General features: G+C 58.0%; 19 protein-coding genes. 10 read left to right on the forward strand and 9 right to left on the reverse strand.

All coding sequences use genetic code 11. The annotated features are described in order from the left end of the window. Positions 1-16 precede the first annotated feature (16 nt). Positions 17-1,447: an exodeoxyribonuclease I gene (gene sbcB / locus ACF0H7_RS04125; protein WP_397451526.1), complete on the forward strand. Its 1,431-nt coding sequence runs from the start codon at positions 17-19 to the stop codon at positions 1,445-1,447. Between the two features lie 108 nt (positions 1,448-1,555). Here the strand turns inward: sbcB and mvaT are convergent, their stop codons facing one another. Then, complete coding sequence (gene mvaT / locus ACF0H7_RS04130) at positions 1,556-1,933, reverse strand: histone-like nucleoid-structuring protein MvaT (protein WP_397451527.1); 378 nt, start codon at positions 1,931-1,933, stop codon at positions 1,556-1,558. A 360-nt stretch (positions 1,934-2,293) separates the two neighbouring features. On the opposite strand from mvaT, the gene purU reads away from it, so the two are divergent. After that, positions 2,294-3,145: a formyltetrahydrofolate deformylase gene (purU, locus tag ACF0H7_RS04135; protein ID WP_397451528.1), complete on the forward strand. Its 852-nt coding sequence runs from the start codon at positions 2,294-2,296 to the stop codon at positions 3,143-3,145. 82 nt (positions 3,146-3,227) lie between these two features. After that, positions 3,228-3,404 carry a hypothetical protein gene (locus tag ACF0H7_RS04140; protein ID WP_397451529.1) on the forward strand — a complete coding sequence of 59 codons (177 nt, stop codon included), beginning with the start codon at positions 3,228-3,230 and terminating at the stop codon, positions 3,402-3,404. On the opposite strand, the gene ACF0H7_RS04145 is transcribed toward ACF0H7_RS04140, so the two are convergent. The 5 genes from ACF0H7_RS04145 to ACF0H7_RS04165 all read right to left on the reverse strand — a co-directional run bounded on the left by ACF0H7_RS04145 (position 3,405) and on the right by ACF0H7_RS04165 (position 8,573). Further along, a complete protein-coding gene (locus tag ACF0H7_RS04145) occupies positions 3,405-4,400 on the reverse strand; it encodes a lysylphosphatidylglycerol synthase transmembrane domain-containing protein (RefSeq protein ID WP_397451530.1) in 996 nt (331 codons plus the stop codon). Next, positions 4,397-5,167 carry a DUF2334 domain-containing protein gene (locus ACF0H7_RS04150; RefSeq protein ID WP_397451531.1) on the reverse strand — a complete coding sequence of 257 codons (771 nt, stop codon included), beginning with the start codon at positions 5,165-5,167 and terminating at the stop codon, positions 4,397-4,399. The genes ACF0H7_RS04145 and ACF0H7_RS04150 overlap by 4 nt, the downstream gene beginning before the upstream one ends. Further along, positions 5,160-6,272, reverse strand: a complete 1,113-nt coding sequence (locus tag ACF0H7_RS04155) for a glycosyltransferase family 4 protein (RefSeq protein WP_397451532.1) — start codon at positions 6,270-6,272, stop codon at positions 5,160-5,162. Before ACF0H7_RS04155 ends, ACF0H7_RS04150 begins: the two co-directional genes overlap by 8 nt. Before the next feature lie 382 nt (positions 6,273-6,654). Beyond that, positions 6,655-8,127, reverse strand: a complete 1,473-nt coding sequence (locus tag ACF0H7_RS04160) for an inorganic phosphate transporter (protein WP_397451533.1) — start codon at positions 8,125-8,127, stop codon at positions 6,655-6,657. A 242-nt stretch (positions 8,128-8,369) separates the two neighbouring features. Continuing rightward, positions 8,370-8,573, reverse strand: a complete 204-nt coding sequence (locus ACF0H7_RS04165; protein WP_397451534.1) for a hypothetical protein — start codon at positions 8,571-8,573, stop codon at positions 8,370-8,372. Positions 8,574-9,460: 887 nt separating this feature from the next. Here ACF0H7_RS04165 and pcaR point away from each other — a divergent pair. From pcaR to ACF0H7_RS04200, 7 genes are all read left to right on the forward strand, one after another. Further along, complete coding sequence (gene pcaR, locus ACF0H7_RS04170; protein WP_397451535.1) at positions 9,461-10,303, forward strand: pca regulon transcriptional regulator PcaR; 843 nt, start codon at positions 9,461-9,463, stop codon at positions 10,301-10,303. A 150-nt stretch (positions 10,304-10,453) separates the two neighbouring features. After that, the gene (locus ACF0H7_RS04175; protein ID WP_397451536.1) at positions 10,454-11,311 is read left to right on the forward strand and encodes a CoA transferase subunit A; all 858 of its coding nucleotides are present in this window, start codon (positions 10,454-10,456) and stop codon (positions 11,309-11,311) included. Further along, positions 11,311-12,090, forward strand: a complete 780-nt coding sequence (locus tag ACF0H7_RS04180) for a CoA-transferase subunit beta (protein ID WP_397451537.1) — start codon at positions 11,311-11,313, stop codon at positions 12,088-12,090. The genes ACF0H7_RS04175 and ACF0H7_RS04180 overlap by 1 nt, the downstream gene beginning before the upstream one ends. Further along, entirely contained in the window at positions 12,087-13,292 is a 1,206-nt protein-coding gene (gene pcaF, locus ACF0H7_RS04185; RefSeq protein WP_397451538.1) for a 3-oxoadipyl-CoA thiolase, read from the forward strand. Before ACF0H7_RS04180 ends, pcaF begins: the two co-directional genes overlap by 4 nt. A gap of 143 nt (positions 13,293-13,435) precedes the next feature. Continuing rightward, a complete protein-coding gene (locus ACF0H7_RS04190; RefSeq protein WP_397451539.1) occupies positions 13,436-14,749 on the forward strand; it encodes an MFS family transporter in 1,314 nt (437 codons plus the stop codon). 75 nt (positions 14,750-14,824) lie between these two features. Continuing rightward, complete coding sequence (gene pcaD, locus ACF0H7_RS04195; protein WP_397451540.1) at positions 14,825-15,622, forward strand: 3-oxoadipate enol-lactonase; 798 nt, start codon at positions 14,825-14,827, stop codon at positions 15,620-15,622. 344 nt (positions 15,623-15,966) lie between these two features. Next, the gene (locus ACF0H7_RS04200; RefSeq protein ID WP_397451541.1) at positions 15,967-17,118 is read left to right on the forward strand and encodes a DUF2235 domain-containing protein; all 1,152 of its coding nucleotides are present in this window, start codon (positions 15,967-15,969) and stop codon (positions 17,116-17,118) included. 55 nt (positions 17,119-17,173) lie between these two features. Here the strand turns inward: ACF0H7_RS04200 and ACF0H7_RS04205 are convergent, their stop codons facing one another. From ACF0H7_RS04205 to ACF0H7_RS04215, 3 genes are read right to left on the reverse strand one after another with little or no spacing between them, the layout of a single operon-like run. Then, positions 17,174-18,640: an AdeC/AdeK/OprM family multidrug efflux complex outer membrane factor gene (locus ACF0H7_RS04205; protein ID WP_397451542.1), complete on the reverse strand. Its 1,467-nt coding sequence runs from the start codon at positions 18,638-18,640 to the stop codon at positions 17,174-17,176. Further along, on the reverse strand, positions 18,637-21,777 hold the full coding sequence (locus ACF0H7_RS04210) for an efflux RND transporter permease subunit (protein WP_397451543.1): 3,141 nt from the start codon (positions 21,775-21,777) through the stop codon (positions 18,637-18,639). The genes ACF0H7_RS04205 and ACF0H7_RS04210 overlap by 4 nt, the downstream gene beginning before the upstream one ends. Before the next feature lie 3 nt (positions 21,778-21,780). Next, positions 21,781-22,959 carry an efflux RND transporter periplasmic adaptor subunit gene (locus tag ACF0H7_RS04215; RefSeq protein WP_397451544.1) on the reverse strand — a complete coding sequence of 393 codons (1,179 nt, stop codon included), beginning with the start codon at positions 22,957-22,959 and terminating at the stop codon, positions 21,781-21,783. Between the last annotated feature and the right edge of the window lie 132 nt (positions 22,960-23,091).

Here is a 23,091-nt window from a genome sequence, read left to right on the forward strand (position 1 = left end):
TGTTCAGGAATAACCCGTGACCTCCAGCATCTTCTGGTACGACTACGAAACAACCGGTATCAATCCGCGCAACGATCGTGCGCTTCAGGTCGCGGGTATCCGTACCGACGCCGAGCTCAACGAGATTGCTGCTCCGATCAATCTATATTGCCAGCCGAGCGAGGATATTCTTCCGCACCCGGCGGCGTGCCTGATTACCGGCATTACTCCCCAGCGGCTGACGGATCACGGACTGAGCGAAGCCGACTTCATGACTCGCGTCCATGCTGAACTGTCAGCGCCCGGTACGTGCGGCGCAGGTTACAACACCTTGCGTTTTGACGATGAAGTCACGCGTTACAGCTTGTACCGAAACTTCTTTGATCCTTACGCACGGGAGTGGCAGGGCGGCAACAGTCGCTGGGATTTGATCGATGTAGTGCGCACCTGTTTTGCGCTGCGCCCGGAAGGCATCGTCTGGCCGGAGGAAGAGGGGCGGGTCACGCTGAAGTTGGAACGGTTAACGGCGGCCAACGGAATCGATCATGGCCAGGCGCATGATGCGTTATCCGATGTGCGAGCGACTATTGCCCTGGCGCGTCTGATTCGTGAGAAACAGCCAAAACTGTACGACTATTTATATGAGTTGCGTAGCAAACAAAAGGTGCAGGAGCAGATTCAGTTGCTGCAACCGCTGGTGCACATCTCTGGACGGTTTTCTGCCGCGCGCAACTATATAGGGGTGGTATTGCCGCTGGCCTGGCACCCGCAGAATCGTAATGCGTTGATAGTCTGCGACCTGCACCAGGATCCTTCGCCATTGCTTGAGGAAAATGCTGACACGTTGCGTCAACGTTTATATACCCGTCGCGAGGATATGGCTGTAGGCGAACTGCCGGTGCCGCTTAAATTGCTGCATATAAACCGCTGCCCGGTGGTCGCACCGCTTAAAGTGCTGCGTGCGGAAGACCGGCAACGTTTGCAGTTGGACATGGCGAGTTACCAAAATTGCGCTCAGCGCCTAATCAACGGGCAGGAACTTTGGCGGGATAAATTGAAGGCCGTTTACGGCCGTGAAGACTTCACCCCCAGCGAAGATCCTGAGCAGCAATTATATGACGGGTTTCTCGGGGATCGCGATCGGCGGCTTTGTGAGCAAGTACGGACGTCGGAGCCAGAACAATTGGCCCATGACGAATGGCCTTTCGATGACCCTCGGTTGCCTGAATTACTGTTTCGATATCGTGCACGGAACTTTGCCGAGACCTTGACGGCCGAGGAGCAACAACGTTGGTATGCATTCTGTCAGCAGCGTTTGTCAGACGCGCGGAACGGGGCGCCTAATACGTTACAAAGTTTTACCGAGGCCCTTGTTAAATCGTCCCTTAGTGCTACGCCCGCCCAGCTCAAGGTGTTGAGCCAGTGGCAGGACTATGCTGAGCAGCTGCGGGGGCGATTCGGTCTTTGAGTGCTGTGCCGGACGTGAGCCAACTACTGTGGTAAAAACATCCGGCAATAAAAAACGCCAGCAAGCTGGCGTTTTTTTGGGTCGTCAGTGTGGACGACGCGGTCTTGCTTAGCCCAGCAGAGTTGCCCAGCCTTCAACCACGTCACCGCCCCACTTGGCTTTCCACTCTTTCAGAGTCTTGTGGTTGCCGCCTTTGGTTTCAATGACTTCGCCGTTGTGCGGGTTTTTGTATTGCTTGACCTTGCGAGCGCGCTTGGTGCCGGTAGTTTTCACGGCGCCGCCACGTGGTGCTTTAACTTTCGACTCTGGGTCGAGCAGTGCAATGATGTCACGCAGCGATTTGGCATATTCGCCCATCAGGGTGCGCAGTTTGCCTTCGAATTCCAGCTCAGTTTGCAGTTTGTCGTCTTGGGACAGGTTCTTCAAACGGGCTTGCAGTTCTTTGATGGCTTCTTCTGTAGCGCGGTATTCGTTGATCAGGGACATGAGGACTACCTAATGTTGTGAGGTGGACAGGGAGACAGTGAGCCAATAATAGTCAGACACTTTGATCAAGTAAACATTAAAGAAAAGTTTTAGAGCATTTATTTATACAACGCCAGCCGGCTACTGGCGGGGGAAAACTAAATAATGCCTGCAGCCCTTAAAGGACCTGTGTCTAACAGGCGCTTTAAGCTTGGCGCTGCACGATTGACAGTGTGAACCCAGCAAAAGAAATTCGGTGCGATCAGGTGAACGGAGCGATGGGGCGCCCGAACGGTTCCAATCAAGGCCAGAGGAATACTGCAGTTTTGCTGCGACATCGCTAGAATGACAGCCTTTGCGAAGTTCTGGAGTTTTCCCCCCATGCGCACTTTTCGTCTGGTGATTGCTTGCCCGGACCGGGTCGGCATCGTTGCTAAAGTCAGTAACTTTCTGGCCTCCTATAACGGATGGATTACCGAAGCGAGCCATCACTCGGACAACCTCAGTGGCTGGTTCTTTATGCGCCACGAGATTCGGGCCGATACCTTGCCGCTCGAACTCGACGCGTTCCGCGAGGCCTTTACACCAATTGCCGAAGAGTTTGGCATGGACTGGCGCATTACCGATTCGGCACAGAAGAAGCGTGTGGTGCTGATGGCCAGCCGCGAATCACACTGCCTCGCAGACTTGTTGCACCGCTGGCATACCGATGAGCTGGACTGTGAAATCGCTTGTGTAATTTCCAACCATGAAGACCTGCGCAGCATGGTCGAATGGCACAACATTCCTTATTACCATGTGCCGGTGGATCCAAAGGACAAACAGCCGGCGTTCGCCGAGGTCTCGCGTCTGGTCAGCCACCACCAGGCCGACGTGGTGGTACTGGCGCGCTACATGCAGATTCTGCCGCCGCAACTGTGCCGTGAATACGCGCATCAAGTGATCAACATCCACCACAGCTTCCTGCCTTCGTTCGTCGGCGCCAAGCCATACCATCAGGCATCGCTGCGCGGTGTGAAGCTGATCGGCGCGACCTGCCATTACGTGACTGAAGAGCTCGACGCCGGTCCGATCATCGAGCAGGACGTGGTGCGTGTCAGCCACCGCGACAGCATTGAAAACATGGTGCGCTTCGGTCGTGACGTGGAAAAAATGGTCCTGGCGCGTGGTTTGCGCGCCCACCTGGAAGATCGCGTGTTGGTGCACGACAACAAGACCGTGGTGTTCGACTAGTCTTTCAGGCAGCAAGTTTAATGTGGGAGCCAACAAGTTGGCTCCCACTCAATCTGCATGAGATGTCCAAATGGAGATCCCCATGACCGATCCACTCGACAAAGCCACCTCCACCGCACCCGCCACCTTGGGCGAGGGTTGTCTCAGCCGTTATGACCCGGAAGCGCTCAGCCCGGAGGACGGCACCGAATTCGAAGGCGCTGCCGACCTGTGGCAGCAACTGCAGAATGAGCCGAAGCAGGACGCGCCTGAAAAATAGTCAGGCCTCGCGCACGCGCATCAATTTGTTCAGTAACGGTCGCCCAAGCATCAGCAAAAACACCGGGCCGCCGGCGAGCAAGTAGAAGTAATACGTCACTACCCGCCAGATCAGAATGGTCGCCGCTGCGGTGGACTTTCCAACCATGGGCGCCAGCAACGCGGCCGACGTCAGCTCTGCGGCCCCTGCGCCGCCAGGCAGCAGACTGAATTGTCCCGCGCTTAGGGACACCATCTGAATCAGAAACGTCCAGGCCCATTGCACGTCTGCGCCTAACCCTCGTAGCGCCAGGTACATCACGCTGTATCGCAAAGCCCAGTGGCTGCAGGTCAGCAACATCACCAGCAGCATTTTTCGGCGAGGCATCTTCAGCGTGTCGATGAGCGCGTCGCGAAAATGCAGGAGCTTGCGTGCCCACCGCCGGCGAGTGATTGCCTGGGTGTTGAGACGCTTGAGCAGGTAGCCGTTGAACGTGATCACCTGCCGATGATAACGAGCACAGCCGAGCCCCAGGCACAGTCCGCCCAGCATCAGCAATGCACTGACGCCGAGCATCGACTCCAGTTTCTGACTGAGGTTGTGGAACAGCGCGTACAGCAAAATACCCAGCAGCGCGAACAGAAAGAACAGCAGGTCGCTGAGCTGGTCGGTGGCAAACACCGCGCTGCCTTTGGCTGGGCGCACGCCGTTGCGCGCCAGCAGCGCCATCAGTGTCAGCGGACCGCCACTGCCGGCAGGCGTGGCGCAGATCGCAAACTCGGTGGACATGACAATCCCAAGGCTTTTCAGCGGGCTGATTCCGTTCAGGCTGTCGCCCAGCAACAGGCGTAAGCGCAGCGCATTGAGGCACCAGCACAGGACGATCATGCCGAGCATGGCCAACAACAACTGCAGGGGAAAGCTACGCAGGCGTTGAAACAGCTCGCTACCGCCCAACGCCAATGGAATCAGGATGGCCGCGAACAAAGCGGCCAGTAGCCAAGCGAGGCGTTTCATGCGGCCGACCTCAGTGCCAGGCGGGTGGTTTGCAGCCAGTGGATTTTGGTCATGGGGGTGCGGCCGTTTTCCATGAGTCGCATCAGGGTTTGTAGCCAGTAGCGGCGGGAAAATTCGTGGCGCATATCCACCGGATGCACGCCCAGGCGCAAGGTCGGTGCTGTCTGATATTTGTGCTGCAGATGATCGCTGACGATTTTCGACATCCCGCGTCGCCAGGCGCTGCGTGCGCTCCAGACGATGCCCGGTGCCTGGATCGCGGTGAAGTCCGGCAGTCGATACAGGTGCTGTGCGTCACTGGTATAGCGTAGCGGCAATTCACCCAGCGCTTGTCGCGTGCCTTGGCTCATCAACCACGCCGGTGCGACGAAGCCGTGGAGCGGCCAGCCAAGACGCTGAAACAGTTCTATCCCGGCGTGCAGACGTGCCAAGGCTTGCGCATGGTCGAGGGTATAAAACTCACCCTCCCACGTGAAAACTCGCCGCATGAAGTAGTCCTTCGGCGTGCGTGGTGGTGGGCTGTCGTCGCAATGGTAGTAGCCGTGCAGCGCCAATTCGTCACCACGGGCCAGACGCTTCGTCAGCAACTGCTGGAATTGTCGGTCGCGCGCCAGCGGGTTGCGCTTGTGGAAGTCGGGCACCACCAGCCAGGTCATGGGGACATTGCCCAAGGCGTCTACCGCCTCGACAAAGGGCTGATAGTCGGCCCAGGTTTCCGGTGCTACGTCGTGCAGCACCAGTAGCACGCTACGCTCGCCCTCAGCCATGAGCAAGCACCGGCAGGCGCGTGCCGAGCACGGCCTGATAATGCCCGAGCAGCCCGGCGACGACGGTATCCCACGCATAGTGCTGTTCGACATAGCGCCGCGCCTGGCTGCCTTTCAATTCGCGGTCATGGCTAAACAGTTCGCGCACGGCGCTGGCCATCGCCTGTGGATTGTTTGGCTCGCACAGCAAGCCGCAGGTTTGGGGCACGATCTCGGTAAAGGCCCCGGCCGCCACGGCCACCACGGGGATACCGCAAGCCATGGCTTCCAGAATGACCAGGCCGAAGGTTTCCTGATCGCCACCGTGCAGCAAGGCGTCACTACTGGCCAGCAGCCGGGCCACTTCACGGGCGGGTAGAAAATGATCAATTACTGACACGTTGTCGGGAGTCATCGCAGGCATATGCGAGCCAACCAGCAGCAAGTGGTAGCTGTCGCCCAGTTGCCGCATGCAATCGAGCAGGACCGGTAAATTCTTCTCGCGCGAGCCGCGTCCGGCGAAGATCAGCAGTCGGGTGTCTTCGGCCAGGCCCATTTCCGCCTTCAACCCGGGATCGCGCACCGTCGGGGTGAAGGTCACCAGGTCCACGCCCAAGGGTTGCACGTGCACGTTCTCTACGCCCAGTCCGATCAACTTATTTGCCATCGTCGTACTCGGGGCCAGGACGCGATCAAAGTTGCTGTACAACTTGCTGATATAGGCTTCGACGTTGGTTTCCGCCCAGTTGCCGATGCGATTACTGACTAATAACGGCAAGTCCGAGTGATAGAAGCCAATCACCGGCACATCCAATTGACGGCGTGCATCGAGTGCAGCCCACGCAGTTAGATAGGGATCGCCGACTTCAATCAGATCGGGCTGCAAGTCTTGCAGCACGTTTCGCCAAGGGGCGAGACGCAACGGAAACCGATAACCGTTGCCGAACGGCAGCGCCGGCGCCGGGACTTTATAGATACCGTCCTTGTGGCTGTAGCTGGCGCCCGGAATCAGCAGACTGTGACGAACCCCTGGGTATCGTCCCAAGCGTCGGTGTTTGGCATCCAGATAAGTACGCACGCCACCGCTGGCAGGGGCGTAGAACATCGTCATGTCAGCGATATGCACGGTAAAAGTTCCTCCGTTTACTCGTCCTCCTTTACGTTGACCACTGACAAGAATAGATGTTCGGTGCACAACTGGTGTCGTTGGATTCAGGTCTTTGGTCACTCAGCGCGTCGCTCCCGGAGACCTTCAGTGATGCAGGGGTAACGCCAGGGCTTGGGGGGATTTCTTGGAAGTCTGGCGGGGCAGGCGATGAAGACGGCGGTGCGTCAGGCGGCCAACCAGATAGGAGAGGGAGTTGGTGCAAGGTTGCTGGGGTCGTTGTTGGGTGGGAAGAAGCGGTAGGTGATTAGATACTTGTAGGAGCCGGGCTTGCCCGCGATAGCGGTGTATCAGATAAATCGCTATCGCCGGCAGGCCCGGCTCCTACATGTCGGGTCTGCAATCAAGCCAATGCTTTGGACGCCAACCAGAACAACCCGGCCGACAGGGCAACGGTCGCTGGCAGGGTCAGTACCCAGGCCAGCAGAATATTGCGCACGGTCCCGCCTTGCAGACCGCTTTTGTTGGCAATCATGGTCCCGGCAACGCCGGAAGACAGGATGTGCGTGGTTGACACCGGTAGAGCCCAGACGTTAGCCAGACCGATCGCCAGCGTGGTGGTGATCTGCGCCGACATGCCCTGAGCGTAAGTCATGCCCTGCTTGCCGATTTTCTCGCCAATGGTCAGTACCACACGCTTCCAGCCGATCATTGTGCCAAGGCCCAGCGCCAGCGCCACGGCGAAGATCACCCAGAACGGCGCGTATTCGGTGGTGGTGGTCAGGTCTTTGCGCAGCTTGTCGAGGTCGGCTTTCTCGCGAGCGCCCAGTGCTGGCAACTTGCTGACCTTTTTCGCCGTGTCATCAAGGCAAAGCAGGTAACGACGCACTTCGATGCGGCTTTCAGGTGACAACGAGTGGTAATCCGCTACGCCATTGAGGGTGCGCAGCAGCGCATTAATGGTCGGCTCGGTCTGTTCAGGGTTGCAACTGAAACGCTCTGGCAGGTCGTTGTCCTTCGCTTTGCCCAGGGCCAGAAACTCGCCGAGGGTGTCGTTGTTGCGCTGGTAGAACTGGTTCAGGTGCAAGGTTGCATCGCGAGTACGTTCGATCTGGTATGTGGTGCTGCTCAGGTCGAGAACGAATTGCGCCGGAACGATGCCGATCAACACCAGCATGATCAGGCCGATGCCTTTCTGGCCATCGTTGGAACCATGCACGAAGCTGACGGCCATGGCCGAAATCACCAGTACCAGGCGATTCCAGAATGGCGGGTGTTTCTTATCATCAAGCTGGCGGCGCTGGTCGGGGGTCTTGTGCATCTTCGACAGCGGACGCCACCACTTGAGGCCCAGCAGCAGCAAAGCGGACACGACAAAGCCGACCACCGGCGAGAACACCAGGGATGAGCCGATATCGATCGCTTTCTGCCAGTTGACGCCATCGGCCAACGGGATGTTGTTGATCAGCGCGTTGGCCAGGCCGACGCCCAGGATCGAACCGATCAAGGTGTGCGAGCTGGAAGCAGGTATCCCGAAATACCAGGTCCCCAGGTTCCAGGTGATCGCCGCTGCAAGCAGCGAAAACACCATGGCCAGGCCATGTCCGGTATTGACGTTGATCAGCAGTTCGACCGGCAGCAAGTGAACAATGGCATAGGCAACGCCGACGCCACCCAGCAGCACGCCGAGGAAGTTGAAGACGCCGGAAAGAAGCACGGCCAACTGTGGCGGCATGGCTTTGGTGTAGATGACAGTCGCTACTGCGTTAGCTGTGTCATGAAAGCCATTGATGAACTCGAACGTGAGGACAAACGCCAGAGCAAGCACCAGGCTTACTACTACCCAGGCATCCAGTCCGCTGAATAAATCGATCATGAAGGTTTTCTGACCCGGTCATAAGGGGGCGCGATTATGCCAGAAAACCCTAAAATTCGATGCCTTTGCAGCCAATCGGTAACAATTCTTTAATAAATTGACCAGACACAGCCACTGCAGCCCCAGGTTGCCCGTGCGGCATGCCTTCGTTCGTCCATGCTCTACCCTTGGCAGCACGGGCTTCTGCGCCAGCCGAAACAAAACGCAATAGTCTGCCGTGACTGTTTTTCAGTCAGCCGCCATCAAGGTTCTTGTTCTTCCTTGAGGTCTTTTTCCATCTTTTGCAGTTCTTGCTGGAAAGCCTGATCGAGAAGGCTGGCTCTTTTACGCCAAGGCTTGCGTTCTGGCTCTGGTTGCGCGGCGTAGGTGGTGACTTCCCCGCCGTATACTTCCTTGTAACGTTGTTCCTGGCGCTCTAGTTCCGCGCGCAGTTCATCTTTCGTCACGATGTTACCTAATAAGTCGAGATTAATTCTGGTGAAAACGCAGAGCCCTGAAAGTGTTCGTACGACTATGCGCAATGGGTCAGCTGATTAAACAGCGTTCACCGTTCAGGCACGGGGGTATGCAAACACTTGCTTGCTGCACGCGGCTACGGGCACCAGAAAAAACAGCTGTCGTAGCAACAGTTACGGATTGCAAGCGCGATGCTGACAATAGCTCGACATTCCATCCGCTTGCGTAGAAGCCTTGCGCTGATTCAGTGAAGACTTCATGAGATTGGATCCACGCTTAGCGCGTTGGGCCTCAATCTCTTCGAGGCATTATAGCCGGTCGAGTGACTAACACTATCTCCAAGATGTCAGTGGCGTCAACTTTATGTTCGCGTTTGTTACGGCAAGTCTTCTATCGATACTGTTTTTGTACGAATGTTCTGAAGTTTTTTTCCGCGACGCAATATCAATGGAACTTCCATATCAAGCACGGGCCATTGTTCAGGTCAATTGCCGCGCATTAGGCTGAGTCAGTATAGGCCCCGGTTTACGTGGCGTTCAGCGAAGTGGTTGAGAAAGGGGAGGCGAAGAGTAACGCAGCGGTCGTTCCTTGATAAATGAAGGAGCAGCTTTTCGCGGTCGCGAATGGCGCGGAAAGAAAACGGCCTCGCCTCAAGGGCAAGGCCGTGCCGAGGGACTTCTCGTGGGTACCTGACCAGTAATTCCAAGAAGCCACTTTTAGTGGCGGGTGAAAGGTATAAGGATATGAGCGACGGGTCAATTGCGATTATCGGCCATTGGTTCGATAATCGCCCAAATTGGCGTAATCGCACTCGTCAAAACGAGGGCGAATTAGCTATGGATCCAGTCCTAAGGGGCGACGATAGGCGGTGTTAGGGATGAACGATCAACTGCGCAACTCATTTACCTCGTTGGCCCCGCCGATCGTGGCGTCGCCGGCCAAGCGTATCCAGGCCCTGACCGGTGATCCGGATTTCATGACCTCGTTAGCCCGAGGGTTGGCGGTAATTCATGCGTTTCAGGAGCGCAAGCGTCATTTGACGATTGCCCAGATCAGTCACCGTACGGAAATACCTCGCGCGGCGGTGCGCCGTTGCCTGCATACCTTGATCAAGCTCGGCTATGCCACCAGCGACGGCCGCACTTACTCGTTGCTGCCTAAAGTGTTGACGCTCGGCCATGCCTATCTGTCGTCAACACCCTTGGCGATTTCGGCCCAGCCGTATCTGGACCGCATGAGCGATCAGCTGCACGAAGCCTGCAACATGGCCACGCTTGAAGGAGAAGACATCCTTTATATCGCCCGTTCAGCGACCACTCAGCGTTTGATTTCGGTGGACCTGTCCGTGGGCGGTCGCTTGCCGGCCTATTGCACGTCCATGGGTAGGATCCTTTTGGCGGCGCTGGACGACGTATCGCTGCATGAATACCTCGAACACGTCGATTTGCAGCCCAAGACCAGTCGTACGCTGTCCACTGCCGAAGCGCTGCTGGAGTGTTTGCAGCAAGTTCGTCAGCAGGGCTGGTGCATCGTTGATCAGGAGTTGGAACAAGGGCTGCGTTCAATTGCGGTGCCGGTGTACGACGCTTCGGGCCAGGTGTTGGCTGCGCTGAACGTCAGCACCAGCGCGGCGCGGGTTTCGCGTAACGAACTGGAGCAGCGTTTTCTGCCGATCATGCTCGATGCCAGCCAGGATCTGAGTACTCAGCTGTTTACTTGAATCACCCTTTAGCCATTATTTGTGCGATTAACGAACACTTAGTCGATTATCGGATTGTTTGGCCGGTCTCTCAGGCATATCTTGATTCGCAGTCCAGCGCCGAACGTGGCGCTATTAATCGATTGTGATGTCGAGATTGGGAGCACCTCCATGGCTGAAATTATTTCTCTCCATGATGCCGTGAAGCAATTCGTCAACGATGGCGACACCGTTGCGCTGGAAGGCTTCACTCATCTGATTCCCACCGCCGCTGGTCACGAAATCATTCGTCAGGGCAAGAAAGACCTGACACTGGTCCGTATGACGCCCGACCTGATCTACGACCAACTGATCGGTGCCGGTTGTGCGAAGAAACTGATTTTCTCCTGGGGCGGCAATCCTGGCGTCGGCTCCCTGCATCGTCTGCGGGATGCGGTCGAGAAAAAGTGGCCACAGCCGCTTGAAATCGAAGAACACAGTCATGCCGACCTGGCCAACGCCTACGTCGCCGGTGCCTCCGGCCTGCCATTCGCGGTGCTGCGTGCCTACGCCGGTTCCGATCTGCCGAAGGTCAACCCGCTGATCAAAACCGTGACTTGCCCCTTCACTGGCGAAGTGTTGGCAGCTGTTCCGGCCGTGCGTCCGGACGTCACGGTGATCCACGCCCAGAAGGCCGACCGTAAAGGTAACGTGCTGTTGTGGGGCATCCTCGGCGTGCAAAAAGAAGCCGCGCTGGCCGCCAAGCGTTGCATTGTCACGGTTGAAGAGATCGTCGACGACCTCAACGCGCCGATGAACGCCTGCGTGCTGCCGACCTGGGCCTTGAGCGCCGTGTGCCTGGTACCGGGCGGTGCGCATCCGTCCTACGCCCATGGTTACTACGAGCGCGACAACCGTTTCTATCAGGCCTGGGACGCGATTGCCCGTGACCGCGAAAGCTTCACCGCATGGATTGCCGAATACATCCACGGCACTGCGGACTTCAACGAATTCAAAGCCCGGTTGGCCAGCACGTCGGAGGCTAAGTAATGACTTACACCACCAATGAAATGATGACGGTTGCTGCGGCCCGTCGTTTGAAGAACGGTTCGGTTTGCTTCGTCGGTATCGGCCTGCCGTCCAAGGCGGCCAACCTGGCGCGCCTGACCTCCTCGCCAGACGTGGTGCTGATCTACGAATCAGGCCCGATTGGCGCCAAGCCGAGTGTTCTGCCGCTGTCGATTGGTGACGGTGAGCTGGCGGAAACCGCCGACACCGTGGTCGCGACCAGCGAAATCTTCCGTTACTGGCTGCAAGGTGGCCGGGTCGACGTGGGTTTCCTCGGCGCGGCTCAGGTCGACCGTTTCGGCAACATCAACACCACTGTGGTCGGCGATTACCACAACCCGAAAGTCCGTTTGCCGGGCGCGGGTGGCGCACCGGAAATCGCCGGTTCGGCGAAGCAAGTGCTGATCATCCTCAAGCAATCGGCGCGATCGTTCGTCAATAAGCTCGACTTCATTACCTCGGTCGGTCATGGCGAAGGCGGCGACTCGCGCAAGCGTCTGGGCCTGCCAGGCGCCGGTCCAGTGGGCATTATTACGGACCTGTGCATCATGGAGCCGGAAGCCGACACCCACGAATTCGTGGTCACCACCCTGCATCCGGGTGTCACCCGCGAGCAAGTGATCGCTGCCACCGGTTGGGACGTGCGCTTTGCCGAAAACCTCGTGCACTCTGCAGAACCGACTGAAATTGAATTGACCGCCCTGCGTGATCTGGAAGCGCGTACCGCGGCTGCTCACGGCCAGGCGCCAGGAGAAGCATGATGCGTGACGTCTTTATCTGTGACGCGATTCGTACCCCGATTGGCCGCTTCGGCGGTGGCTTGTCCACCGTGCGCGCCGATGACCTGGCGGCCTTGCCGATCAAGGCGCTGATCGAACGCAATCCGTCGGTGAACTGGAACGACGTCGAAGAAGTGTTCTTCGGCTGCGCCAACCAGGCCGGCGAAGACAACCGTAACGTGGCACGCATGGCTGCATTGTTGGCCGGCTTGCCGGAAAGCATTCCGGGCGTGACCCTCAACCGTCTCTGCGCTTCGGGCATGGATGCGGTGGGCACTGCGTTCCGCGCCATCGCCAGCGGCGAAATTGAGTTAGCTATTGCGGGTGGCGTTGAATCGATGTCCCGCGCGCCCTTCGTCATGGGCAAGGCCGACGCCGCGTTCTCGCGCAACATGAAACTGGAAGACACCACCATCGGCTGGCGCTTCATCAACCCGCTGATGAAAGCCCAGTACGGCGTCGATGCGATGCCGGAAACCGGCGATAACGTGGCTGACGACTACCAGGTCTCCCGCGCCGATCAGGACGCGTTCGCCCTGCGTAGCCAGCAGCGTGCGGCGGCGGCTCAGGCAGCGGGCTTCTTCGCTGAAGAAATCGTGCCGGTACGTGTGGTTCATAAAAAAGGCGAGACCATCGTTTCACAGGATGAGCACCCACGGGCCGACACCAGCCTGGAAACATTGAGCAAACTCAAACCGGTCAACGGAGTAAACAAAACCGTGACTGCCGGCAATGCCTCCGGGGTCAATGACGGTGCGGCGGCGATGATTCTGGCGTCGGCCGAAGCCGTGAAAAAACACGGTTTGACTGCGCGTGCCCGGGTGCTGGGCATGGCCAGTGCGGCCGTTGCGCCACGGGTCATGGGCATCGGTCCAGTACCGGCTGTGCGCAAACTGGTCGAGCGTCTGGGGCTGGCGGTTACTGATTTCGACGTGATCGAATTGAACGAGGCCTTCGCCAGCCAGGGCCTTGCCGTGTTGCGCGGCCTGGGTATCGCCGATGACGCGCCGCAGGTCAATCCGAACGGTGGCGCGATTGCCTTGGGTCACCCGCTGGGCATGAGCGGCACGCGTCTGGTGTTGACGGCGTTGCATCAACTGGAAAAAACCGGTGGCCGTAAAGGTCTGGCAACCATGTGTGTAGGCGTTGGCCAAGGACTGGCGCTGGCGATCGAACGCGTTTAACTAAAGAGCTTGCACACATCCGGGACAAGGTTTGCCTCCACGACAGGTGAACTTTCTTCTGGATGATTGTGCTTTAGTCGCGTAGGTCAGTAACAGAATATGACTAGAATGGGGGGTAGTTCCCCCCTCAGAGTGAGCAACTAATGACAACAACAAACACTGCCATACCCGAGTCGGCGCATTACACCGGGGAAGAACGCAGCAAGCGGATTTTAGCGATCGTAGGTGCCTCGTCCGGTAACCTCGTCGAATGGTTCGACTTTTACGTCTATGCCTTCTGTGCGATCTATTTCGCGCCTGCTTTCTTTCCGTCAGATGATCCGACCGTACAACTGCTCAACACCGCAGGTGTATTTGCTGCCGGCTTCTTGATGCGTCCTATCGGTGGCTGGTTATTCGGTCGTGTGGCCGACAAACATGGCCGTAAAAACTCGATGATGATCTCGGTATTGATGATGTGCGGTGGCTCATTGCTCATCGCCTGTCTACCGACCTATCACTCAATTGGCGCCTGGGCGCCAGCGTTGCTGCTGGTCGCACGTCTGTTCCAGGGCCTGTCTGTGGGCGGCGAGTACGGCACCACCGCGACCTACATGAGTGAAATTGCACTCAAGGGCCAGCGTGGTTTCTTCGGTTCATTCCAGTACGTGACCCTGATCGGCGGCCAATTGCTGGCTGTGCTGACAGTGGTCATCCTGCAGCAATTCCTGAGCACTGACGAACTGAAAGCCTACGGCTGGCGGATTCCGTTTGTGGTGGGCGCCATCGCGGCGGTGATTTCGCTGTTCCTGCGTCGTTCGCTGAAAGAAACCACCAGCGCCGAAATGCGCAAAAACAAAGACGCTGGCAGCATGGCGGCATTGTTCCGTGACAACAAAGCAGCGTTCATCACCGTACTGGGTTACACCGCCGGCGGTTCGCTGATTTTCTACACCTTTACCACGTACATGCAGAAGTACCTGGTGAACACCAGCGGGATGGATGCCAAGACCGCCAGTTACATCATGACCGGCGCGCTGTTCGTTTATATGTGCATGCAGCCATTGTTCGGCATGATCGCCGACAAGATCGGCCGTCGTAGTTCCATGATGTGGTTCGGCGCACTGGGCACGATTTGCACCGTACCGATCCTGATGACCCTGAAGACCACCAGCAACCCGTTCGTGGCGTTCATACTGATCACCCTTGCACTGGCGATCGTCAGCTTCTACACCTCGATCAGTGGTCTGGTGAAAGCCGAAATGTTCCCGCCACACATCCGCGCACTGGGCGTTGGCCTGGCGTATGCGGTGGCCAACGCGGTTTTCGGCGGCTCGGCTGAATACGTTGCACTGAGCCTGAAAAATATGGGCATGGAGAACAACTTCTACTGGTACGTGACGGTCATGATGGCCATCGCTTTCCTGTTCAGCCTGCGCTTGCCGAAACAACCGAAGTACTTGCATCACGATCTTTGATCGATCCGCGCGCGTCCGTTCGGGCGCGCGCTACTCTCCAACCTAAGTACATGAAAGTGCCCGAAGGAGGCTGCTATGGGATCCCTGCGACTTGCAGATGGTGAGCTGCACTATGAACTCGAGGGGCCGGTCGATGCGCCGGTGCTGGTGTTGTCCAACTCGTTGGGCACGGACCTGCACATGTGGGACACCCAAATGCCGACCTTCAGCAAATACTTTCGCGTGTTGCGCTACGACACCCGTGGTCACGGGCGCTCGCTGGTGACGCCGGGGCCGTACAGTATCGAACAGCTGGGGCGTGACGTGCTGGCGTTGCTGGACGGTCTGTACATTGAGCAGGCGCACTTCTGTGGTTTGTCCATGGGAGGCCTGATTGGTCAGTGGCTGGGCATCCACGCCAACGACCGCTTGCGCAAGCTGGTGGTGTGCAACACTGCGGCGAAAATCGCCGGCCCGGAGGTCTGGGACCCGCGCATCGAAACCGTGTTGCGCGACGGCAAAGCGGCGATGATCGGCCTGCGCGATGCGTCCATCGCCCGCTGGTTCACCCCCGAGTTTGCGGCGGCCCACCCGGATCAAGCCAAGCGTGTTACCGACATGCTCGCGGCAACTTCGCCGCAAGGTTATGCCGCAAGCTGCGCGGCTGTGCGCGACGCGGACTTCCGTTCACAACTGGGCGCGATCAGCGCGCCGACGCTGGTGATCTCCGGCACTCAAGATGCGGTCACGCCACCTGCAGGCGGGCGGTTTATCCATGAGCATGTCAGTGGTTCCCAGTTTGAAGTCGTGCATGCGGCGCACCTTTCCAATGTGGAAGCGGGTGAAGTGTTTACCAGCCATGTGCGTGAGTTCCTGCTGACCCAAGGTGCTTGAGGGTTTTTCCAGGCTGCTCCTATCAAACAAAAGATAACCTGTTGATTTAAAAGGCTCCGAAATTTGCTTCTGCCGAAGGTGTAGGAGCCAGCTTGCTCGCGATCTGGCTGGGCCGCACTCGGACGCAGCGGCAGTAAAACCTGAGTACGCGGAGTGTTAGTTAAATCCGACAACTTGATTTTACGACTGCTGCGCAGCCGATCGCGAGCAAGCTGGCTCCTACAGGAACCGCGTTTGCAGCGCGACAGCGCGGCGTCTGGACGACGGGGGATCTCCTACAGGAGTAGGTGTATTGTTGGTCCGCAGCCACTGTTGACTCAATCACCCTGAAAGGAATCACCGCCATGACTGACGTCAAACGCATCGCCTTGTTCCTGGATGGCACCTGGAACAACGTTGACGACAACACCAACGTTTTTCGCTTGAAGTCCCTGTGCACAAAATCGCCTGAGCAGCTGTGTTACTACAGTGCCGGCGTGGGGACGCAAACGGGGGAACATCTCTCGGGCGGTATGTTTGGTATTGGCATAAATGAAGAGGTTACTACCGCCTATCAATGGCTCGTGGAGCACTACGAGGTTGATGCAAAGATCTTCATTTTTGGCTTTAGCCGGGGCGCATTCACCGCCCGCAGTCTGGCCGGTTTTATCTCAAAGTGCGGTCTTCTCAAGCCCGGCTCTCCGGTTTCGATGAATCAACTGTTCGAGCGCTATCGTCGAGGCAATGCCACCTCCATTCTGTCGTTGTCGCACGAGACGGATATCAGCGGCTTGTCGCAGGAAGATCAGTGGCTCAAGAAGTACTCACGGCCGATCCCGGTCTGGTTTCAGGGTGTCTGGGACACGGTCGGCTCGCTGGGTGTACCGATCCCTTGGCTGCCCAAGGTCAATAAAGCCGACTTCAAATTCCTCGAAACAGACCTCCGAATCAACGATACCTATGCCTTTCACGCATTGGCGATTGATGAGCACCGCGAAGCGTTTAAGCCGACCTTGTGGACCAAGGACACGCCCAAACAAGGCGAGACGTTCAAACCTCGCGACCTGGATCACGTGGAGCAACGCTGGTTCGTCGGCGCGCATGCCAATGTGGGTGGCGGCTACGAAAACGATCTGTTGGCACAGGTTCCTTTGAAGTGGTTGATGGACAAGGCGATCGTGCATGGCCTTGAGTTCACCGATGAAGTGGTAATCGATGGCGATGAAATCACGTGCCCCATTCGCGATTCGTTAGCGGAAATGGCGCACGGGGCCTATGAAATATTGACCCTGGGAAAACATTATTATCGGCCTATCGGTGCCGAGCCGATCGATACCGGCGTTGCCATCACCACGACCATCAATGAAAGCATCGATGTTTCAGTGTTCGAGCGCTGGCAGAAAGATTCGACGTACCGTCCAAAGAACCTTGTGGACTGGGCGGCGCGGCGCAAGACAGATCCGGGACTGTTAAATACTTCGGTACTGGCGAACTACCCGGCGGTGTCGGCGGACTGATCAGCAACAATAAAAAACCCACCAAGTCGGTGGGTTTTTTATTGCGACACAACTATCAGAACATCCGCATTTCAGGAACATCGCCGGTTACCGGCTTGTTGCCTTGCGCGGTTTGCTCGTTCCAGCCGCCACCCAGTGCCTTGTACAGATTGACCTCGCTGGTCAGCTGCGTCAGGCGATCGCTGATCAGCGACTGCTGTGAGACGTACAACGAGCGTTGGGCGTCGAGGAAGGTCAGGTTGCTGTCGATGCCGATCCGGTAGCGTCGCTCGGCCAGGCGATAGTAGTCCTGGTTAGCGGCGACCAGGTCACGTTGCGCCTGCAATTGATGTACGAAGGTCAGGCGTGCGGCCAGGCCATCCGAGACTTCCTGGAACGCCGTCTGAATGCTCTTTTCGTACTTGGCGACGCCAATGTCTTTCTGGATCTTCGAGTAGTCCAGGCTGGCTCGCAGGCTGCCGGCGTTGAAGATCGGCAGATTGATGCGGGGCTCGAACAACCAGGTGCCCGAGCCGCCATCGAACAGGCCAGACAGCGATGGGCTGCCGGTGCCGGCACTGGCGGTGAGGGTGATGCTCGGGAAGAACGCCGCGCGTGCTGCGCCGATATTGGCATTGGCGGCCTTGAGCTGGTGCTCGGCTTCAAGGATGTCCGGACGGCGTTGCAGCAGCTCCGACGGCAAGCCCGCTGGCATTTCGGTCAGCAAGTCACTGTTGAGCAGTGGCAAACCTGCTGGCAAGTTGGCAGGCAGACCCGCGCCCACCAACAGCGTCAGGCTGTTCAGGTCTTGAGCGACAAAACGCTGGTATTGGTTAATCTTGACGCGAGCGCCTTCCACTGCCGTTTTCGACTGTGCAAGGTCAAGGGCCGAAGACACACCGACTTCACTGCTGCGCAAGGTGAGGTTGTAACTCTCCTCATAGGTGTGAAAGGTGTCCTGACTCAGCTTGAGCAGTTCTTTGTCGGCTTGCCACGTCAGGTAGGCATTGGCGACGCTCGCCACCAGACTGATCTGCGTGCTGCGTCGGGCTTCCTCGCTGGAAAAGTAGGTTTCCAACGCCTGTTCGCTGAGGCTGCGCACGCGACCGAACATGTCCAGCTCGTAGGAGCTGACGCCCAGCGTAGCGGAGTACTGGCTGGAAATCCCGGCTTCACCGGTCTGCGACAACTTGGCTGGAACCCGCTGACGGCTGCCGCTGGCATCGGCTGAAACAGCCGGGTACAGGTCTGCACGCTGAATACGGTATTGCGCGCGGAATGCATCGATGTTCAGGACCGCGACCCGCAGGTCGCGGTTGTTGACCAGTGCGGACTGAATCAACTGTTGCAGCGCCGGGTCCTTGAAGAACTGGCGCCAGCCTTGCTCGGCCGCCGCGGCGTTGGCCGCCTCTTGTGGCGAGTAGGCCGGACCTTGCGGGAATTGGGCCGGAACCGGTGCCGCTGGCTGCGTGTAATCGGGGATCAACGAGCAGCCGCTGAGAATAAACGCGGTGACTGCCAGAGAGATCAGGGACTTGCTCATTGGCCAGCCTCATCATCGTTGTGAATTTTTTTCGGTTGGGTCTTGAACAGCGAGGATACCGAAACGAAAAACAGCGGCACCCAGAAAATCGCCAGAATCGTCGCGGTAATCATACCGCCGATTACACCGGTACCGATGGAGTGCTGGCTACCCGAGCCTGCGCCCGAGGACGTTGCCAGTGGCACCACGCCGAGAATGAACGCGGCGGAGGTCATGACGATCGGACGCAGACGCATGCGGCAGGCCTCGATGGCCGCGTCGACATAGCTCTTGCCTTGTTCATGCAGCTCTTTGGCAAACTCGACGATCAGAATCGCGTTCTTCGCCGATAGCCCCACCGTCACCAACAAACCGACCTGGAAGAACACGTCGTTGGACAGCCCGCGCAAACTGGTCGCCATCAACGCACCGATAACCCCCAGCGGTACCACGAGCATGACCGCGATCGGAATCGACCAGCTTTCATACAGCGCCGCGAGACAAAGGAACACCACCAGCAGCGACAGGGCGTACAGCGCAGGTGCCTGAGAACCGGAGAGCCGTTCCTCGTAGGACAAACCAGTCCATGAGTAGCCGATGCCCGGTGGCAGCTCTTTGGCGATGCGTTCAACCTCGTCCATCGCCTGACCGGTGGAATAACCCGGCGCCGGCGTACCGAGAATTTCTTCCGCCGACACGCCGTTATAACGCGACAGTTTCGGTGAGCCGAAGACCCACTCGCCGGAGGCGAAGGAGGCGAAGGGCACCATGGTTCCTGACGCGTTGCGCACGTACCACTTCTTCAGGTCTTCAGGTTTCATCCGGCTGTCGGGTTCACCTTGAATGAAGACCTTTTTCACTCGACCACGGTCAATGAAGTCGTTGATGTAGTTACCACCCAGCGCAATCGACAGCGTGGTGTTGATGCTCGCCAGAGACACCCCCAGGGCGTTGGCGCGCTCGTCATCGATCCTCAATTGATACTGAGGTTCATCGTTCAGACCGTTAGGACGCACGCCTGCGAGAATCTTGCTTTGTGCCGCCAACCCGAGGAATTTACCGCGCGCTTCCATCAACTTGGCGTGGCCGACACCGGCCTGGTCCTGCAGATAGAAGTCGAAGCCGGTGGCGTTACCCAGTTCCAGTACCGATGGCGGTACGACCGCGAAGGTCATCGAATCGCGGAAGCTGAAGAAGTGTGCCTGAGCACGCTTGGCCAGGGCGAATACGCTGTTGTCACTGCCAGGGCGCTCGTCCCATGGCTTGAGCAGGATGAACGCCAAGCCCGAACTCTGACCGCGACCGGCAAAGTTGTAACCGTTGACGGTGAACACCGACTTGACCGTGCCGCTTTCCTTGTCCAGCAAGTAGGAGCGCATCTTGTCGAGGACGTCTTGGGTACGCTGTGCCGAAGAGCCTGCCGGTGTCTGCACCTGGGCAAAGATCACGCCCTGGTCTTCTTCTGGCAGGAACGCACTCGGGATCCGGGTAAACATCCAGATCATGCCGGCGAAGATCAGCGCATAGGCCAGAAAAGACGGGATCTTGTGCTTGAGCATGTTGCCGACGCCGCGCTCGTAGCTCAAGACGCTGCGATCGAACGTGCGGTTGAACCAGCCGAAGAAACCGGTTTTCGGATGGCCGTGGTTTTCTTCATTGATCGGCTTGAGCAGGGTTGCGCACAGTGCCGGGGTGAAGATCAGTGCTACCAGTACCGAGAGCGCCATCGCCGAAACAATGGTGATCGAGAACTGACGGTAAATCACACCGGTTGAACCACCGAAGAACGCCATGGGCAGCAATACCGCCGACAGCACCATCGCGATACCCACCAGGGCGCCTTGAATCTGGCCCATGGATTTGCGTGTCGCGTCGCGCGGCGAAAGTTTTTCTTCCGCCATCACCCGCTCAACGTTTTCCACCACCACGATCGCATCGTCCACCAGCAAGCCGATGGCCAACACCATACCGAACATGGTCAGGGTGTTGATGGTGAAGCCGGCTGCCGCGAGGATGCCGAACGTGCCGAGCAACACCACTGGCACGGTCATGGTGGTGATGATCGTGGCCCGCATGTTTTGCAGGAACAGGAACATCACCAGGAACACCAGGACGATCGCTTCGATCAGCGTATGGATTACACCGGAGATCGATTCAGTGATGACGGGCGTGGTGTCATACGGGTACACCGCTTTCATGCCAGGCGGAAAGAACGGCTCCAGCTGGGCAACGGTGGCGCGAATCGCTTTAGACGTGTCGAGGGCGTTGGCGCCGGTCGCCAGTTTGATCGCCAGACCGGAAGCCGGTTTGCCGTTGAACTGAGCGCTGACCGCATAGTTTTCACCGCCCAGGCCAACGGTACCCACGTCACGGATGCGAACCTGGGAGCCATCACGATTGACTTTGAGCAGAATGTTTTCGAACTGCTCGGCCGTTTGCAGACGGGTTTTACCAATGATGGTGGCGTTCAACTGCTGGCCGGCAACGGCCGGCAGACCGCCGATCTGGCCCGAGGACACTTGAACGTTCTGTGCCGCGATGGCGGTACTCACGTCCACCGGCGTCAGCTGGAAGTTGTTCAGCTTGGCCGGGTCGAGCCAGATACGCATGGCGTACTGCGCACCGAACACCTGGAAGTCACCGACACCGGAAGTCCGGGAGATCGGGTCTTGCATGTTCGACACGATGTAGTTGGCCAGGTCGTCTCGGGTCATGCTGCCGTCTTCCGACACCAGACCAATTACCAGCAGGTAGTTCTTCACCGACTTGGTAACGCGGATACCTTGCTGTTGTACTTCTTGCGGCAGCAGCGGGGTCGCCAGGTTCAGTTTGTTCTGCACCTGAACCTGGGCGATGTCCGGGCTGGTGCCCTGGTTGAACGTCGCGGTAATGGTCATGCTGCCGTCGGAGTCACTTTCCGAACTGACATAACGCAGGTTATCGATACCGTTCAGTTGCTGTTCGATCACCTGAACCACGGTGTCCTGCACGGTCTGTGCAGAGGCGCCCGGGTAGGTAACCGAAATCGCGATGGCCGGCGGTGCAATGGCCGGGTACTGGTTGATTGGCAGTTTGAGGATCGACAATGTCCCGATCAACATAATGATCAGGGCGATTACCCAGGCGAAAATCGGCCTGTCGATGAAAAACTTTGACATGACTTACTCCCCTTTGCTGCTCGCGGCTTTTTCGGTTGCCGGTGCAGGAGCTGGAGCAGTTGCAGGGACCGGGTTGGCAGGCTTGACGTTGGTCGCGTCGGCGACCTTCACTTCAGCGCCTGGCTTAATGTATTGCAGGCCTTCAGTGATCACGCGGTCGCCGGCACTCAAGCCACTTTCCACCAGCCAGTCGTTGCCCACGGTACGGGTGGCCACGATCTGACGCAGCTCGACCTTGTTGTCCTTGTTCACGATCAGCGAGGTCGGTGTGCCTTTCAGGTCACGCGTCACGCCTTGCTGTGGAACCAGAATGGCGGCGGCTTGAACGCCGGATTGCAGACGCGCATGAACGAACATGCCCGGCAGCAAGGTGTGGTTCGGGTTGGGGAACTTGGCGCGCAGGGTCACCGAGCCTGTGGTCTGGTCAACCGAGACTTCGGAGAACTCGAGTTTGCCTTCCTGCGGATACGGGCTGTCGTCTTCCAGGGTCAGTTTGACCTTGGCCGCGTTGTCGCCGGCTTTTTGCAGCTGGCCGCTTTCCAGTTCGCGACGCAGTTTGATCAGGTCAGCCGAGGACTGCACGACGTCGACATAGATCGGGTCGAGCTGTTGGATGACCGCCATGGCGTCGGTTTGTGCGTTGTTGACCAGTGCACCTTCGGTGATGGACGAGCGACCGATGCGACCGGAAATAGGCGCCAGCACTTTGGTGTAGCGCAGGTTGATTTCAGCGGTCTGCACGGCAGCCTGGGCTTCCTGGGCAGAGGCGGTAGCGGTGTCGTACTCCTGACGGCTGACCGCCTGCTCGTTGACCAGTTGCTTGTAGCGATCAGCCAGCGACTTGGCGGACTGCAAGGTCGCCCTGGCGCTGTTGGCCGTGGCGTCGTAGATGGCCGGGTCAATCTGATACAGCTGGTCACCGGCCTTGACGTCCGAGCCTTCGGTGAACAGGCGCTTGAGAATGATGCCGTTGACCTGTGGACGCACTTCGGCAACGCGGTAGGCCGTGGTGCGGCCCGGAAGCTCGGTGGTCAGGGTATACGATTGGGTTTGCAGCGTGACTACGCCGACCTGAGGAGGTGGTGGGGCAGGCGCCGCCTGTTGCTTTTGGTCGCAACCGCTGAGCAGCGAGGCCAGGGCAACGGCAGTAACCAGAACGGAAACAGCTGGCTTGAAATGCATGAAGATCCTCGGGTCTGGAGCGTTTATGGCTCAAGAAAGTGGAAAGACTGAAGAGAGTCAGCTAGATAAGTAGGATGCTAATGAATATACTTACGTTCATGGCTGTTTGTAAATAGTCAGCGCGTTGGCCCT

It is taken from the genome of Pseudomonas sp. NA-150, from assembly GCF_044336365.1.
In the GTDB taxonomy this organism is placed as follows: Bacteria; Pseudomonadota; Gammaproteobacteria; order Pseudomonadales; family Pseudomonadaceae; genus Aquipseudomonas.